Annotated in this window: 12 protein-coding genes; 8 read left to right on the top strand and 4 right to left on the bottom strand. The window is 63.3% G+C overall.

Translation table 11 applies throughout. From position 1 onward, the window contains the following. The first annotated feature begins 34 nt into the window (after positions 1-34). Complete coding sequence (gene cobM, locus M2395_RS02285; RefSeq protein WP_019094335.1) at positions 35-781, top strand: precorrin-4 C(11)-methyltransferase; 747 nt, start codon at positions 35-37, stop codon at positions 779-781. 202 nt (positions 782-983) lie between these two features. Here cobM and nfuA read toward each other — a convergent pair whose 3' ends face one another. After that, positions 984-1,568: a Fe-S biogenesis protein NfuA gene (gene nfuA, locus M2395_RS02280; protein WP_011061936.1), complete on the bottom strand. Its 585-nt coding sequence runs from the start codon at positions 1,566-1,568 to the stop codon at positions 984-986. 142 nt (positions 1,569-1,710) lie between these two features. Then, positions 1,711-4,002 (bottom strand): fatty acid cis/trans isomerase, encoded by a 2,292-nt coding sequence (locus M2395_RS02275; RefSeq protein ID WP_053152490.1) that lies wholly within the window; start codon positions 4,000-4,002, stop codon positions 1,711-1,713. 154 nt (positions 4,003-4,156) lie between these two features. Between M2395_RS02275 and metH the strand changes: the two genes are divergently transcribed. Both metH and M2395_RS02265 read left to right on the top strand, forming a co-directional pair. Then, complete coding sequence (gene metH / locus M2395_RS02270) at positions 4,157-7,867, top strand: methionine synthase (RefSeq protein WP_053152492.1); 3,711 nt, start codon at positions 4,157-4,159, stop codon at positions 7,865-7,867. Between the two features lie 139 nt (positions 7,868-8,006). Continuing rightward, complete coding sequence (locus M2395_RS02265; RefSeq protein ID WP_015636084.1) at positions 8,007-8,228, top strand: DUF2970 domain-containing protein; 222 nt, start codon at positions 8,007-8,009, stop codon at positions 8,226-8,228. Between the two features lie 7 nt (positions 8,229-8,235). Here the strand turns inward: M2395_RS02265 and M2395_RS02260 are convergent, their stop codons facing one another. Beyond that, positions 8,236-9,321, bottom strand: coding sequence for an ABC transporter substrate-binding protein (locus M2395_RS02260; protein ID WP_011061940.1), 1,086 nt, complete (start codon positions 9,319-9,321; stop codon positions 8,236-8,238). A gap of 596 nt (positions 9,322-9,917) precedes the next feature. On the opposite strand from M2395_RS02260, the gene M2395_RS02255 reads away from it, so the two are divergent. Both M2395_RS02255 and M2395_RS02250 read left to right on the top strand, forming a co-directional pair. Further along, positions 9,918-11,576 carry a nitrite/sulfite reductase gene (locus M2395_RS02255; RefSeq protein WP_053152496.1) on the top strand — a complete coding sequence of 553 codons (1,659 nt, stop codon included), beginning with the start codon at positions 9,918-9,920 and terminating at the stop codon, positions 11,574-11,576. Continuing rightward, entirely contained in the window at positions 11,560-12,054 is a 495-nt protein-coding gene (locus M2395_RS02250; protein ID WP_011061942.1) for a DUF934 domain-containing protein, read from the top strand. The genes M2395_RS02255 and M2395_RS02250 overlap by 17 nt, the downstream gene beginning before the upstream one ends. A gap of 201 nt (positions 12,055-12,255) precedes the next feature. Here M2395_RS02250 and sohB read toward each other — a convergent pair whose 3' ends face one another. Next, positions 12,256-13,290: a protease SohB gene (gene sohB, locus M2395_RS02245; RefSeq protein ID WP_019094331.1), complete on the bottom strand. Its 1,035-nt coding sequence runs from the start codon at positions 13,288-13,290 to the stop codon at positions 12,256-12,258. Positions 13,291-13,493: 203 nt separating this feature from the next. On the opposite strand from sohB, the gene M2395_RS02240 reads away from it, so the two are divergent. From M2395_RS02240 to M2395_RS02230, 3 genes are all read left to right on the top strand, one after another. Further along, positions 13,494-14,204 carry a histidine phosphatase family protein gene (locus M2395_RS02240; RefSeq protein WP_019094330.1) on the top strand — a complete coding sequence of 237 codons (711 nt, stop codon included), beginning with the start codon at positions 13,494-13,496 and terminating at the stop codon, positions 14,202-14,204. A gap of 51 nt (positions 14,205-14,255) precedes the next feature. Continuing rightward, positions 14,256-14,570, top strand: a complete 315-nt coding sequence (locus tag M2395_RS02235; RefSeq protein WP_011061945.1) for an SCP2 sterol-binding domain-containing protein — start codon at positions 14,256-14,258, stop codon at positions 14,568-14,570. A 261-nt stretch (positions 14,571-14,831) separates the two neighbouring features. Continuing rightward, entirely contained in the window at positions 14,832-16,559 is a 1,728-nt protein-coding gene (locus tag M2395_RS02230; protein WP_053152498.1) for a hydrogenase maturation protein, read from the top strand. The last annotated feature ends 170 nt before the right edge of the window (positions 16,560-16,729 follow it).

Raw genomic sequence — 16,729 nt, 5'->3', positions numbered from 1 at the left:
CACGGCTCCCGACCTTTTTTCACAGGACACAGCCATGACTGTCTATTTCATCGGCGCCGGCCCCGGCGACCCGGAACTGATCACCGTCAAGGGCCAGCGCCTGATCCATCGTTGCCCGGTGATCATCTACGCCGGCTCCCTGGTCCCCCAGGCAGTGCTCGACGGGCACCGCGCGGAGCGGGTGATCAATAGCGCCGAACTGCACCTGGAGCAGATCATCGAGGCCATCAAGCAGGCCCATGCCCGGGGCCAGGACGTGGCCCGGGTGCATTCCGGCGACCCGAGCCTGTATGGCGCCATCGGCGAGCAGATCCGCTGCCTGCGGGAGCTGGGCATCCCCTTCGAGATCATCCCCGGGGTCACCGCCACCGCCGCCTGCGCTGCCCTGCTGGGGGCCGAACTGACCCTGCCGGACGTCTCCCAAAGCGTGATTCTTACCCGCTACGCGGACAAGACCGCGATGCCTGCCGGCGAGGATTTCGCCAGCCTGGCGGCCCACGGCGCCACCATGGCCATCCACCTGGGGGTCAATCACCTATCGAAGATCGTTGCCGAGTTGCTGCCCCACTACGGCGCAGACTGCCCGATTGCAGTGGTGCACCGCGCCACCTGGCCGGATCAGGACTGGGCCCTGGGAACCCTGGCGGACATCGTCGATCAGGTGGCGGCCAAGGGTTTTCGGCGCACGGCACTGATCCTGGTGGGCCGGGTGCTGGCCACGGATGCATTCAGCGAATCGTCGCTGTACCGCGCCGGGCACGCACACCTCTACCGCCCTTGACACACACCCTGTGTAGGAGCTGGCTTGCCAGCGAAGGCGATCTTGGCATCGTGCAAGGCTTGAGGGCCCATTCGCCGGCAAGCCGGCTCCTACGAGGTGGGAGTTCCTATGTTGCCGCGCTGGACGCTTTGTAGGAGCTGGCTTGGGGGCATAAAAAAACGGCGCTCACGGGGCGCCGTTTTTTCAAGTCGCAGCGAACGCCTTAGTAGTAGGCGTTTTCTTTCTGCGTGTGGTCGGTGACGTCACGTACGCCCTTGAGCTCCGGAATGCGCTCGAGCAGGGTGCGCTCGATGCCTTCCTTCAAGGTCACGTCGGCCTGGCCGCAGCCCTGGCAACCGCCGCCGAACTGCAACACGGCAATGCCGTCCTCGACCACGTCAATCAGGCTGACCTGGCCGCCGTGGCTGGCCAGCCCCGGGTTGATCTCGGTTTGCAGGTAGTAGTTGATGCGCTCGTTGACCGGGCTGTCGGCATTGACCATCGGCACCTTGGCGTTGGGCGCCTTGATGGTCAGCTGGCCGCCCATGCGGTCGGTGGCGTAGTCGACCACCGCATCATCGAGGAAACCTTCGCTGAAGGCGTCGATGTAGGCGGTGAAGCTTTTCAGGCCCAGGGCCTTGTCTTCGGGTTTCTCTTCGCCCGGCTTGCAATAGGCGATGCAGGTCTCGGCGTACTGAGTCCCTGGCTGGGTGATGAAGATGCGGATGCCAATCCCCGGGGTGTTCTGCTTGGATAGCAGATCAGCCAGATAATCGTGGGCGGCGTCGGTAATGGTTATGGCGCTCATGGTGGTTCCTCGCAGACGTGGGCGCAGTTTACGCCAATCCAAGCCGCTGACAAAGTCCTAGTATTTTTGTCGGGATAGACTTTGGTATAGAGCGTCCCCGGGCCGCGCCAAGGCGCAGTCCGGGGGCGATGACAGCTCTATGTCAGAGGTTTTCGTAACGGTTCATGTCCAGGACCCCGGCTTCCACCGGGTCGGTTTCCTGCAGGTAGCGGGTCTGGTCATGGAAGTACTGCCAGAACTGCGGATGGCTGCGGCGGATGCCCCAGCGCTCGACGATCTTCTCGAAGCTGGCGGCGTCCCGGGCCGCCTGCATGGCGTCGACGAACTCCGGCACTTGCCCGGCCGGTACGTTGAACATGAAGTTCGGATAGCTGCTGAGAATCCCCGGGAATATGGTCAGGGTGTCCAGCCCCGGCTGGTAGCGCAGCGACTCGCCGAGCATGAAGGCCACGTTACTGTGGGCGCGGTTGCGCAGCATGCTGTAGAACTCGCGCTTGCCGCTGGCGGTCTGGACACGCAGCAGGGTCGCTTCCGGCAACTGTTCGATGACCTTGAGGCCCGCCGCCGGGCGCGATGCCAGGCGGCTCAGGGCCTGCTCGGCATCCTGCAGCGCCGGGTCGATGTTCGGGCGTGAGCAGTAGGCGCTGTCACAGCGGTTGATCGGATCCGGCTTGGCGTTGAGGTCGCCATAGCGGGCCAGCAACTGGTTGGCGAAGTCCTTTTTCGGGTCCTTGAGGTCGAGCTTCAGCGCGCTGCGCTTGTCGTCGTCGATGGACTCGTAATCCAGCCACATCTTGAACTTGCCGCTGTTCTGGTACCAATCGTCGAGGAAATCCTCGCGGGTGCCGGCGGGCATCAGGCGCAGGAAGTTCTGCTCCGCGCCATTGCGGATCAGGTCGAAGTACAACCGGGTCTGGGCCTGGTGGGAGACGTTGCCGAACACGTCGAAGTTCACCGCCAATTGATAGTAGGTGCGCTCCAGCAGCGGGTAGTCGAACAGCCACATCGTCTGTGGCACTTCGCCGATCAGGCCCTTGGTCACCGAGGCGCTGTCGAAGTGGCGGAAGATGCTCAGCAGCGCGTTGTCGTTGCCGGCCCACAGGGTCGACCAGCTGGGCGCCGGCGAATCGGCATAGGAATCGCGGCGCAGGGCCTCGTACTCGTTGCGCTTGTCGCGATAGGCCAGCCACAGGCTGAGCACGCTGCCGACGTCGTCGTTCTGCCCGGGCATGGCCAGCAACGGCGTGGCCTGGCCGCGATAGGCCGGGTCGGTGATGTACAGGTCATGTTCGGGGGCCTGGAACAGCGCCCAGAAGTTGTCGCGAATCACGTCGGTGGCGATCTGCCCGCGGCACACCGGGCCACGGATAAAGGTGCGCACGAAGTATTCGGCGTTATCCAGCATGAACTGGTAGCGGGCCTTGGCCGGAATCGCCTCGAAGGTCTCGAACGGGTTGGCCCGGCGCGCCGGCCCGTAGCCCGGCAGGGCCGTGACCTGCCAGTCGCCGCTGTAGAACAGGGTCTTGACCCGGGCCATCTTCGCCGCGCTCAGCGGGTAGGTGATATGGGTCTTGTGCACGATCACCCCTTGCACCGGCCACAGGCGGTAGTACACCTGGGTGCCCGGGTCGTCGTTGGGGCGACGGGTGTTGATCAGGTCGATGGGCTGGCCACTGGGGGTACGGGAACGCACCCACTGGAAGAAATGCCCCGGCTCGCCGCCTTCAAAATAGAGATGGGCGAGGAACAAGTGTTCATAGAGCCAGCGCGCCACCAGGCTCTCCCGGGCGCCAGGGGCGTTGAGCAGGTTTTCCCACTGAGCCACTTGCAGGCTTTCCCGGGCACTGGGGGCCAGGCCTTGCTCGTCGATGGGCGCGCCCGAGGCCAGCCAGCGTTGCAGGGTCAGGTATTGCTGATCGGTCAGGCCGGTGACCGCCAGGGGCATGCCTTCCTTGGGGTGAGCCCCGGCATAGGCGTCGAACTCCGCCGGCTGCGGGCACATGTTCTCGCGGCTCAGGCCCAGGGCGATCTCGCTGGGCAACTTGGCGTTGGGTTGCAGCGGGGTGCGATGGCCCAGTTCCAGCATGCGCGCCATCAGCGCCGCCTGGCTGCCCTGGGCGTCAAGCACCGAATAGAAGCCCTTCTGCTGCCAGGCACGCTGGCCAGTGGCGTCATAGAACAGCCGCGTAGGCGCTTGGGCCTTGCTGCGCTCGCCGTCGTACACCGGAATCTTCGAAGCACCGCGGCTGGCCCCTTCGCCACTGCCCAGGTTGAGCTGACAGGCGGAGTCGTAACAGGCATGACAGGCCACGCATTTCTCGGTAAAGATCGGCTGGATGTCGCGGGTATAGGAAATCGCCGGCGCCGGACCTTGTGCCAGGCACACTGAACTCAGAAGCAGCAGCGCGCTGCTGACGATAAAACGAAACGGCATGTCCCTGGTCCCGAAAGAAAAAAACGCCGCGATTCTACCGGTCTCACTCCTCGACCAACATGAGCGATATTCATGCAAAAACCACGCATGCCGCAAAACCATGCAGGTTTGCTATGATCGCCGCCCTTCGTAATGGCCTTACCAGGTAGTTCTCATGTCCGATCGCAGTGCTCGCCTCCACGCCCTCCAGCAAGCCCTCAAAGAGCGCATTCTGATTCTCGATGGCGGCATGGGCACCATGATCCAGAGCTACAAGCTCGAAGAACATGACTACCGTGGCAAGCGCTTCGCCGACTGGCCCAGCGACGTCAAGGGCAACAACGACCTGTTGGTGATCACCCGTCCGGACGTGATCGGTGGCATCGAAAAAGCCTATCTGGATGCCGGCGCCGACATCCTGGAAACCAACACCTTCAACGCCACGCGCATTTCCATGGCCGATTACGGCATGGAAGAACTGGCCTACGAATTAAACGTAGAGGGCGCACGCCTGGCGCGCAAGATCGCCGACGCCAAGACCCAGGAGACCCCGGACAAGCCACGTTTCGTCGCCGGCGTCCTGGGACCGACCAGCCGTACCTGCTCGCTGTCGCCCGACGTCAACAACCCCGGCTACCGCAACGTCACCTTCGATGAACTGGTGGAAAACTACACCGAGGCCACCAAGGGCCTGATCGAAGGCGGTGCCGACCTGATCCTGATCGAGACCATCTTCGACACCTTGAACGCCAAGGCGGCGATCTTCGCCGTACAGGGCGTGTTCGAAGAACTGGGCGTCGAGCTGCCGATCATGATTTCCGGGACCATCACCGATGCCTCCGGTCGTACCCTGTCGGGCCAGACCACCGAGGCCTTCTGGAACTCCGTGGCCCACGCCAAGCCGATCTCGGTGGGCCTGAACTGCGCCCTGGGCGCCAGCGAACTGCGCCCGTACCTGGAAGAGCTGTCGAACAAGGCCAGCACCCACGTCTCGGCGCACCCCAATGCCGGCCTGCCCAACGAATTCGGCGAATACGACGAACTGCCGGAACAAACCGCCAAGGTCATCGAGGAATTCGCCCAGAGCGGCTTCCTGAATATCGTCGGCGGCTGCTGCGGCACCACCCCGGGGCATATCGGCGCCATCGCCAAAGCCGTGGCCGGTTATGCCCCGCGACAGATCCCGGACATTCCCAAGGCCTGCCGCCTGTCGGGCCTGGAGCCCTTCACCATCGATCGCAGCTCGCTGTTCGTGAACGTCGGTGAACGCACCAACATCACCGGCTCGGCCAAGTTCGCCCGGCTGATCCGCGAGGACAACTACACCGAGGCCCTGGAAGTCGCCCTGCAGCAGGTGGAAGCCGGCGCCCAGGTGATCGACATCAACATGGATGAAGGGATGCTGGATTCGAAGAAGGCCATGGTGACCTTCCTCAATCTGATCGCCGGCGAGCCGGACATCTCCCGCGTACCGATCATGATCGACTCCTCCAAGTGGGAAGTGATCGAAGCCGGCCTCAAGTGCATCCAGGGCAAGGGCATCGTCAACTCCATCAGCATGAAGGAAGGCGTCGAGCAGTTCATTCACCACGCCAAACTGTGCAAGCGCTACGGCGCCGCCGTGGTGGTAATGGCCTTCGACGAGGTCGGCCAGGCCGACACCGAGGCGCGCAAGAAGGAAATCTGCAAGCGCTCCTACGACATCCTGGTCAATGAAGTGGGCTTCCCGCCGGAAGACATCATCTTCGACCCGAACATCTTCGCCGTAGCCACCGGCATCGAGGAACACAACAACTACGCCGTTGATTTCATCAACGCCTGCGCCTATATCCGCGACGAGCTGCCCTATGCCCTGAGCTCCGGCGGTGTGTCCAACGTGTCGTTCTCGTTCCGCGGCAACAACCCGGTGCGTGAAGCGATCCACTCGGTGTTCCTGCTGTACGCGATCCGCAACGGCCTGACCATGGGCATCGTCAACGCCGGCCAGCTGGAGATCTACGACCAGATTCCGCAACAGCTGCGCGACGCCGTGGAAGACGTGGTGCTCAACCGCACGCCCAACGGCACCGACGCGCTGCTGGCCATCGCCGACCAGTTCAAGGGCGACGGTAGCGTCAAGGAAGCGGAAACCGAGGAATGGCGCGGCTGGGAAGTCAACAAGCGCCTGGAACACGCGCTGGTCAAGGGCATCACCACCCATATCGTCGAAGACACCGAAGAGTCGCGCCAGAGCTTCAGCCGCCCGATCGAGGTGATCGAAGGCCCGCTGATGTCCGGCATGAACGTGGTCGGCGACCTGTTCGGCGCCGGCAAGATGTTCCTGCCCCAGGTGGTTAAATCCGCCCGGGTCATGAAACAGGCGGTAGCCCACCTGATTCCCTTCATCGAGCTGGAAAAAGGCGACAAGCCGGAAGCCAAGGGCAAGATCCTCATGGCCACGGTCAAGGGCGACGTGCACGACATCGGCAAGAACATCGTCGGCGTGGTCCTGGGCTGCAACGGCTACGACATCGTCGACCTCGGGGTGATGGTGCCGGCGGAGAAGATCCTCCAGGTGGCCAAGGAGCAGAAGTGCGACATCATCGGCCTGTCCGGGCTGATCACCCCGTCCCTGGACGAGATGGTCCACGTCGCCCGCGAGATGCAGCGCCAGGATTTCCACCTGCCGCTGATGATCGGTGGCGCCACCACCTCCAAGGCCCACACCGCGGTGAAGATCGAGCCCAAGTACAGCAATGACGCGGTGGTCTACGTCACCGACGCCTCCCGCGCGGTGGGCGTGGCCACCCAGCTGCTGTCCAAGGAGCTCAAGGCCGGCTTCGTGCAGAAGACCCGCGAGGAATACGTGGAAGTGCGCGAGCGCACCGCCAACCGCAGCGCCCGCACCGAGCGCCTGAGCTACCCGGCGGCCATCGCCAAGAAGCCGCAGTTCGACTGGAGCAGCTACCAGCCGGTCAAACCGACCTTCACCGGCGCCCGGGTGCTGGACAACATCGACCTCAAGGTGCTGGCCGAATACATCGACTGGACGCCGTTCTTCATCTCCTGGGACCTGGCCGGCAAGTTCCCGCGCATCCTCGAAGACGAAGTGGTGGGCGAAGCTGCCACCGCGCTGTACAAGGACGCCCGGGAGATGCTCGACAAGCTGATCAACGAAAAGCTGATCAGCGCCCGCGCCGTGTTCGGCTTCTGGCCGGCCAACCAGGTGCAGGACGACGACCTGGAAGTCTACGGCGATGACGGCCAGCCCCTGGCGCGCCTGCACCACCTGCGCCAGCAGATCATCAAGACCGATGGCAAGCCGAACTTCTCCCTGGCCGACTTCGTCGCGCCCAAGGACAGCGGCGTCACCGACTACGTCGGCGGCTTCATCACCACCGCCGGAATCGGCGCCGAAGAAGTGGCCAAGGCCTACCAGGATGCCGGCGACGACTACAACTCGATCATGGTCAAGGCCCTGGCCGATCGCCTGGCCGAAGCCTGCGCCGAGTGGCTGCACCAGCAGGTGCGCAAGGAGTACTGGGGTTATGCCAAGGACGAACAACTGGACAACGAGGCACTGATCAAGGAGCAGTACAGCGGTATCCGCCCTGCCCCCGGCTACCCGGCCTGCCCGGACCACACCGAGAAGAGCACCCTGTTCGCCCTGCTCGACCCCGAGGCCAGCGAAGGCCGTGCCGGCCGTAGCGGCGTGTTCCTTACCGAGCACTTCGCCATGTTCCCGGCGGCCGCCGTCAGCGGCTGGTACTTCGCTCACCCGCAGGCGCAGTACTTCGCCGTGGGCAAGGTCGACCAGGACCAGGTCCAGAGCTACACCGAACGCAAGGGCCAGGACCTGGCCGTGAGCGAACGCTGGCTGGCACCCAACCTGGGCTACGACAACTGACCCACGTTGTGCAGGAGCCGGCTTGCCGGCGAAGGCGGTCCCCGGGGCCTCTTCGCTGGCAAGCCCATTCCTGCAACCGCCCGCCACCCCGGGCGGCATTGTCTATGCTCTGTTGACACCCAATCGTGTCGAGGGATTTATGGACGATCCAAGCAAGGACAATCAGCCTCCGACCTTCCTGCAGATGCTGCAAAGCGTGCTGGCCGCCGCCTTCGGCGTACAGAGCGGGAAGAACCGCGCCCGCGACTTCAGCCACGGCAAGCCCAGCCACTTCATCGTGCTGGGCATTCTGTTCACCACCCTGTTTGTTCTGGTGCTGCTGGGCATCGCCAACCTGGCGATGCACCTGGCGGGGGTCTGAAGCGGCGTCAGCGCAGCAACAGCTGCAAACCGAAGGGATAGCGGTAGCTGTCCGGCTTGCCTTGGGCGGACAGCCCGCGAAAATCGACCCTGGTGCCCACCTGATCCCCCAGGCGCAACAACTGCCGGGCCTGGGCCGGGGTCAATGCCTGGAACAGCGACAGCTGCCAATCCGGCCCGCCCAGGCGCCGGGCGTCCAGCCCCAGGGCATCATCGTGCAACGCCACCAGGGCCCAGCCCCCCAGGGTGAAGTGCCCCGCCTCCAGCACCGACAACTTGCCGTCGATCAGGGCCTGCAAGGCCTCGGGCGAACTGTTGACTCCACTGAACAGCAGATCCGTTCCCGGCTTGCGGCCCAGTTCCCGGGCCGCTTGCATGGCCCCCAGGGCCATTTCGTCATTGGCCGACCAGACCAGTTGGGTTTTCGGATAGCGCTTGAGCAACTGTTGCGCCTGGCGGTAGGCGCGCTCCCGGTTCCATTCGCCATAGACCAACTGACGCAAATGCACCTGCGGATGTTCGGCCAGGGCCCGGCGCAAGCCGCGCTCGCGCAACTGCGCCGCAGGCGTGACCTTGAGCCCGGAAAATGCAAGCAGTTCGATGCCGTGCCCTGCCGGGACCGGCCCAAGCTTGTGCAGCAGCTCCTTGAGCATGCGGTAGCCGGCTTCCTCATCGTCGCCCACCATGCTGCCGATCCAGTCCGAATAGTTCTGCCGGCTCTGCCCGATCAGTTCCCGCTGGTCCAGGGTCAAAGGGCTGTTGACGATAAACAGCTTGATCCCGGAACCCTGGGACAGACGCAGGATCTGCGGAGCCACGTACTGTTCGTTCACCAGCATCAGGTAATCGGGTTTGTCGCGGCCCTGGAACAGCTCCCGGGCCTGCTGCAGAGTGTTCTGCGGATCGCGCTCGGCATAGAGGATACGCAGGTCAAGCCCCAGGTCCCGGGCCGCGGCCTGCATGAACTGCGAATAACTGACCCAGAAGGTCTCCGTGGAATTGCCGGGATTGAGAAACACCACCGATGTGGCATGAGCGACCGCCCAGAACGGCAGACTCAGGCACAACAGCCACTTGCACAGACGCTTGAACATTACGAGAAGAGCCCCAGAATTTCGCCCAGGCAGTATAACTGGCAAAGTGCTGGCCAACGGCGGCAAATTGTCATGATTGTCCGACAATTCAGGCTCTTTTTTATCGCTCGACTACTGGTGGCTGACCCAGAACACGGCCGTACCCACGACCAGTATGATCAGAAAGAGAATGGCCCAAGCATCAACGCTACTGTCACTTTTCCTTACTTTGGTTGGATGGCTCATAGCATCGCCTCTAGTAGATTTTGTCGGTGACTGCTCAAAGACTCGTCCACAGTTAAGACCAGGATTGCCCCTACCACAAATGGGGTTACTCTCACGCCCCTACCGTTAGTCGTTTTGGTTCTGTGCATATACTCAAACATCACTTTTGCGCATAACCGCAAACTGGTATCGTTCGGCGGCTCCGTTGGGAGTGCGCGGCCGTGCGCGCAGATTTGCTTACATGGGTGGCGTGAAGCGTGAACGAAGGCAAGACGAGGTGAGACCGGCGAAAACCGCACTGGACGCCAGTCCGAGCAGCGTACCGAAGCCGTTCACCGCAGTATTTGCCAAGTGCGCTTGAGCGCCGCCTGTAGCCTGAGAACTGGACCTATATGTACGTATACGACGAGTACGATCAGCGGATCATCGAGGACCGCGTCAAGCAGTTCCGTGATCAGACCCGACGCTATCTGGCAGGCGAGCTGAGCGAAGAAGAATTCCGCCCCCTGCGCCTGCAGAATGGCCTTTATATCCAACGTTTTGCCCCGATGCTGCGGGTCGCCGTGCCTTACGGCCAACTGACCTCGCGCCAAGCGCGGATGATGGCCAAGATTGCCCGCGACTACGACAAGGGCTACGCGCACATCAGCACCCGGCAGAACGTGCAGTTCAACTGGCCGGCCCTGGAAGACATCCCGGACATCCTCGCCGAACTGGCCACCGTGCAGATGCACGCGATCCAGACCAGCGGCAACTGCCTGCGCAACGTCACCACCGACCAGTTCGCCGGTGTCGCCGCCGACGAGCTGATCGACCCGCGGCCCTGGTGCGAGATCGTCCGCCAGTGGACCACCTTCCACCCGGAATTTGCCTACCTGCCGCGCAAGTTCAAGATCGCCATCAACGGCTCGACCTCTGACCGCGCGGCCATCGAAGTCCATGACATCGGCCTTGAGCCTGTGTACAACGCCGCCGGTGAGCTGGGTTTCCGCGTGCTGGTGGGTGGCGGCCTGGGCCGTACCCCGGTGGTCGGTGCCTTCATCAACGAGTTCCTGCCCTGGCAGGACCTGCTGAGCTACCTCGACGCCATCCTGCGGGTCTACAACCGCTACGGCCGGCGTGACAACAAGTACAAGGCGCGGATCAAGATCCTGGTCAAGGCCCTGACCCCTGAAGTGTTCGCCGAGAAGGTCGAGGCCGAGATGGCCCACCTGCGCGGCGGCCAGACCACCCTGACCGATGCCGAAGTGCATCGCGTGGCCAAGCACTTCGTCGACCCGGACTACAAGACCCTGAGCAACCAGGACGCCGAACTGGCCGCCCTGGACCAGCAGCACCCGGGCTTTGCCCGCTGGCGCACGCGCAACACCCTGGCCCACAAGAAGCCGGGCTACGTGGCCGTGACCCTGTCGCTCAAGCCCACCGGCATAGCGCCGGGAGACGTTACCGACAAGCAGTTCGACGCCATCGCCGACCTGGCCGACCGTTACAGTTTCGGCCAGCTGCGCACCTCCCACGAGCAGAACATCATTCTCGCCGACGTCGAGCAGAGCCAACTGTTCACCCTGTGGGGCGAGTTGCGGGAGAACGGCTTCGCCACGCCGAACATCGGCCTCTTGACCGACATCATCTGCTGCCCGGGCGGCGACTTCTGCTCCCTGGCCAACGCCAAGTCGATCCCGATCGCCGAATCCATCCAGCGCCGTTTCGACGACCTGGACTACCTGTTCGACATCGGCGAACTGGACCTGAACATCTCCGGTTGCATGAACGCCTGCGGCCACCACCACGTGGGCCATATCGGCATCCTCGGGGTGGACAAGAAAGGCGAGGAGTTCTACCAGGTGTCCCTGGGTGGCAGCGCCAGCCGCGACGCCAGCCTGGGCAAGATCCTCGGCCCGTCCTTCGCCCAGGACGACATGCCCGACGTGATCTCGAAGCTGATCGACGTGTACGTGGAACAACGTACCGAAGACGAACGCTTCATCGACACCTATCAACGTATTGGCATCGACCTCTTCAAGGAGCGCGTCTATGCAGCGAATCATTAAGAACAACGAGGTCATCGACGAAACCTGGCACCTGCTGCCCAAGGACGCGACCCTCGACGGCATTTCCAACTGCGACGACCTGATCGTGCCACTGGCCCTGTGGCGCGAGCATGCTCACGCCCTCAAGGCCCGCGATGGCGGCCTGGGCGTATGGCTGGATGCGGACGAAGAAGCCGAGGAAATCGGTGACGACGTCGAGCAGTTCCAGGTGATTGCCCTGAACTTCCCGGCCTTCACCGATGGCCGCAACTACTCCAACGCCCGCCTGCTGCGTGACCGCTACGGCTACAAGGGCGAGTTGCGAGCGATTGGCGACGTGTTGCGCGACCAGCTGTTCTACCTGCACCGCTGCGGCTTCGATGCCTATGCACTGCGGGCCGACAAGGACCCCTACGAAGCCTTGGAAAGCCTCAAGGACTTCTCCGTGACCTACCAGGCCGCCACCGACGAACCGCTACCGCTGTTCCGTCGCCGCTAAGCCCTGGCGCCAACAAAAAGCCCTGGAACGGTTTCCCGCTCCAGGGCTTTTTTGTTTCCGCGCCTCCCACCTACCGCAGGAACCGGCTTGCCGGCGAAGAGGCCCTCGGGCCTTGTGCAAAGCTTGCGACCGCCTTCGCTGGCAAGCCAGCTCCTACAAAGCCAGCTCCTACAAAAAGCCAGCGCCTACAAGGCCGGGGGGTTACCAGAAGCGCTGTTGGGTCAGGCGGCTCCACCAGGTCAGCAGCACGCGGTCGATGGAGCCGCTGGCCGCCAGCCCTACCCGCTCTTGCAGGCTCTTGCGCTCGGCATAGTGCAAGTGGAAGACCTCGGCACTCTTGGCCTTGTCCGCCAGGTATTCGTCACTGGTCTGCAACTCGTCCACCAGCAGTTTTTCCTGCGCCGCCACGCCCAGCCAGACTTCACCAGTGGCCACTTCATCAATGGCCAGTTGCGGGCGATAGCGGGAAACGAAGTTCTTGAACAGTTGATGGGTGACGTCCAGGTCTTCCTGGAATTTCTCCCGGCCCTTCTCGGTATTTTCGCCAAACACCGTCAAGGTGCGCTTGTACTCACCAGCGGTCAGCACTTCGAAATCGATGTCGTGCTTCTTCAGCAGGCGGTTGACGTTGGGCAACTGGGCCACCACGCCAATGGAACCGAGGATGGCGAACGGCGCGCTGATAATCTTTTCACCGATGCAGGCCATCATGTAGCCGCCGCTGGCCGCTACCTTGTCGATGCACACCGTCAGCGGCACGCCGGCCTGGCGGATACGCGCCAGCTGCGACGAAGCCAGCCCGTAGCTGTGGACCATGCCGCCACCGCTCTCCAGGCGCAGCACCACTTCATCCTTGGGCGTTGCCAGGCTCAGCAGGGCAGTGATTTCATGGCGCAGCCCTTCGGTGGCCGAAGCCTTGATGTCGCCATTGAAGTCCAGCACGAAGACCCGGGGCTTGGCCTCGGCCGGCTGTTTCTTGTGCTTCTTCTGGCTCTTTTCGCTCTTGCTCTTGGCCTTGCGCAGGGCCTTGAGCTGATCCTTGTCCAGCAGGCTCTGCTCCAGGCGCTCGCGCAGCTCCTTGTAGAAATCATTCAGCTTGCTGACCTGCAACTGCCCCACACCCTTGCGCCGCCCCTTGCTGCGCAGCGCAGCGGCGGTGATCAGCACCACCAGGATGGCGACCACCAGGGTCACGGTCTTGGCCAGGAAACTGGCATATTCGGCGATAAACTCCACAGGGACTCCTCAAACATGGACCGCTGCCAACGAGCGGCGTAATGGGCTAAAGCATACCGGCGCGACTGGTCGGCCACCAGTCGGGAAACCTTGTGTAACCAAGCTCCAACAATCATTTCAAACAAGCGTATGTTTTTTCATTGACAGCTCACCGGCATCCTCATAACCTCGCAAAACTTTCAACGTACCGGGATGACGCGGACGTGGGCAGCATCTACTTGATTCGACATGGCCAGGCCTCCTTCGGTGCAGACGACTACGACGTGCTGTCGGCCACTGGCGTGCGCCAGGCGGCGGTGCTCGGCGAACACCTGGCAGCGCTGGGCATCGGCTTCGATCGCTGCCTGTCCGGCGATCTGCGGCGCCAGCAGCACACCGCCCAGGCCGCTCTGGAACAGATGAGCGCCGCAGGCTTTGACAGCCCGGCCCTGGAAATAGATTCCGCCTTCAACGAATTCGATGCCGACGCCATCATCCGCGCCCTGCTGCCCGACCTGCTGCCCCAGGAACCCGAAGCCCTGAACATCCTGCGCAACGCCGCGCAGAACCGCGGTGAGTTCCAGCGCATCTTCGCCCTGATCATCCAGCGCTGGCTGGCCGGCACCTACGACCCGCCGGGCCTGGAAAGCTGGCTGGGTTTTGTCGAACGCGTCCAGGGCGGCCTGCAACGGATTCTCGAAGCAGCCAACAACCAGCAGAAGATCGCCGTGTTCACCTCCGGCGGCACCATAACCGCCCTGCTCCACCTGATTACCCGGATGCCCGCCCAGCAGGCTTTCGAACTCAATTGGCAAATCGTCAACACCTCGCTCAACCAGCTGAAGTTCCGCGGTCGCGAGGTGTCCCTGGCTTCCTTCAACGGTCATGCCCATCTGCAACTGTTGAAGGCCCCGGAGCTCATCACCTTCCGTTGAGCCCGGCTTACTGTGACCCTTGCTGTAACCACCCCATAAAAGGATCGAACCATGACCTCCGTAGCTGACGCCGTACAAGCCATGCAAGCCAAGTTCAACCCAGCTGCCGCTGCCGGCCTGGACCTGGTTTTCGGTTTCCGCATCGATGACTCCAAGCACTTCTCGCTGGTCGTCAAGGACAGCACCTGCGAACTCAAGGAAGGCGAGAACCCGGACGCCCAGGTCACCCTGGTGATGGACGGCGAGACCCTGGACGGCATCGTCAGCGGCGAGACCGACGGCATGCAAGCCTTCATGGGCGGCAAGCTGCGCGCCGAAGGCGACATGATGCTGGCCATGAAACTGAGCGAGCTGTTCCCAGCCTAAGACCGCGCAAGGTCCGGCTGTACCCGAATCCCGCCCCTGTGGCGGGATTCGTCGTTTCTGGCTGCCGCAACCGCTCTGGCCCGTGCCTTTGCCCTGAATCAATACCGCTGGGCGGCTGGCATTTCAGGCGAGACGCTTGATTGATCTCGGTCAGTTCCCACCCCGCAACGCCCCTCTACTCTTGCGCCTTCCATCGCGGCCAGGGACGGCTCAGCCGGAGCCACCTGCCATACCGCCATCACTCACGGAAGAGTCTGCATTATGCGATCACTGAAGATCATCCTGCTGTCTACCGCCTTCAACGGCCTGACCCAACGCGCCTGGCTCGACCTGCGCCAGGCCGGCCACCGCCCCAGCGTGGTGCTGTTCACCAGCGAAGAAGAGGTCTGCCGGCAGATCGAAGAGGCCGAGGCCGACCTGGTGATCTGCCCGTTCCTCAAGGACCGGGTCCCCCAGCAACTGTGGAGCCACCCCAAGCGCCCGGTGGTGATCATCCACCCCGGCATCGTCGGCGACCGCGGGGCCAGCGCCCTGGACTGGGCCATCAGCAAGGAACTCAAGCGCTGGGGCGTCACCGCGTTGCAGGCGGTGGAAGAAATGGACGCCGGGCCGATCTGGTCGACCCACGAATTCAACCTGCCCGCCGGGCTGCGCAAGTCCGAGCTGTACAACGGCCTGGTGAGCGACGCGGCGATTCACTGTATCCGCGACGTGGTGGAGAAATTCCGCAACGGCTACACCCCCCAGCCCCTGGACTACGACAAACCCTCGGTCCTCGGGCGCCTGCAACCGAACATGAAGCAATCCGACCGCACCTTCAGCTGGCACGACAGCGCCCAGTTCATCAAGCGCAGCATCGATGCCGCCGACGGTCAGCCCGGCGTCCTGGCCAGCCTCGCCGGCGGCCAGTACTACGTCTACGACGCCCACCTGGATTCACGCACCGGCATGCCCGGGCAACTGCTGGCGGTGCACGACGACGCAGTACTGGTGGCCTGTGGCGATCACAGCGTGTGGATCGGCTCCCTGCGCCAGAAGCCCCAGCCTGGCGAAGAAACCTTCAAGCGCCCCGCCCGCCACGTGCTCGGCGAGCGCCTGGCCGATGTCCCGGTGCTGGACTGGTCGGTGGCCAACAGCCCGTTCAGCACCGAGGCCTACCAACCTATCCGCTACCGCGAAACGGGCAAGGTCGGCGAACTGACCTTCGAGTTCTACAACGGCGCCATGAGCACCGAGCAGTGCCAGCGCCTGGTCAGCGCCCTGCGCTGGGCCAAGGCTCGGGACACCCAGGTGCTGCTGGTGCGTGGCGGCCGCGGCGCCTTCAGCAACGGCGTGCACCTCAACGTGATCCAGGCCGCCGAAGTACCGGGCCTGGAGGCCTGGGCCAATATCCAGGCCATCGACGACGTCTGCCTGGAACTGCTCACCGCCCGCCAACTGGTGGTCAGCGGCCTGACCGGCAATGCCGGCGCCGGCGGCCTGATGCTGGCCCTGGCCGCGGACGTGGTCCTGGCCCGCGCCGACACCGTGTACAACCCCCACTACAAGAGCATGGGCCTGTACGGCTCCGAGTACTGGACCTACAGCCTGCCCCGCACCGTCGGCCAGGCCATGGCCAAGCAGTTGACCGAAGCCTGCCTGCCCATCAGCGCCCTCCAGGCCCTGCAGATGGGCATGGTCCAGGAAATCGGCCCGCGCTGCCCGGACGAGTTCGGCCTGTGGCTGCTGCAACGGGCCAACGGCGTTCTCAACGACCCGCGCTACCAGCACCTGCGCCAGCGCAAGCTGGATGCCGACCCGCAACTGATGCAGCACTGCCGCAACGCCGAGCTGGAAGAGATGCACATGGACATGGTGCAGAACCGCAAGGGCTTCGCCGAGAAGTGCAGCAACTTCGTCTACAAGCGCAAGACCTGCTGCACCCCGGAGCGGTTGATCGAAGCCTGGGCGCTGCCGCAGCCCGCCACTTTGATCGTCCGATCAGCCTAGCCGTCGGATCTGCTCGTCCACTCACGCCACGCAGCCGCAAAGGCTGCGTGGCGTGCGGTCACATGAAACGCAACACAAACACCACCAGCAACAGCCAATGGTTCAGCGACTCTGATGCGCATTGAGCCCCATGATCTTGCGTAGCTATGCTAGCGTCTATCAACTTCCTT

Source organism: Pseudomonas sp. BIGb0176 (assembly GCF_024810175.1).
Classification (GTDB): Bacteria; Pseudomonadota; Gammaproteobacteria; order Pseudomonadales; family Pseudomonadaceae; genus Aquipseudomonas; species Aquipseudomonas protegens.
This window is presented reverse-complemented; position numbering and strand designations above follow the sequence as displayed.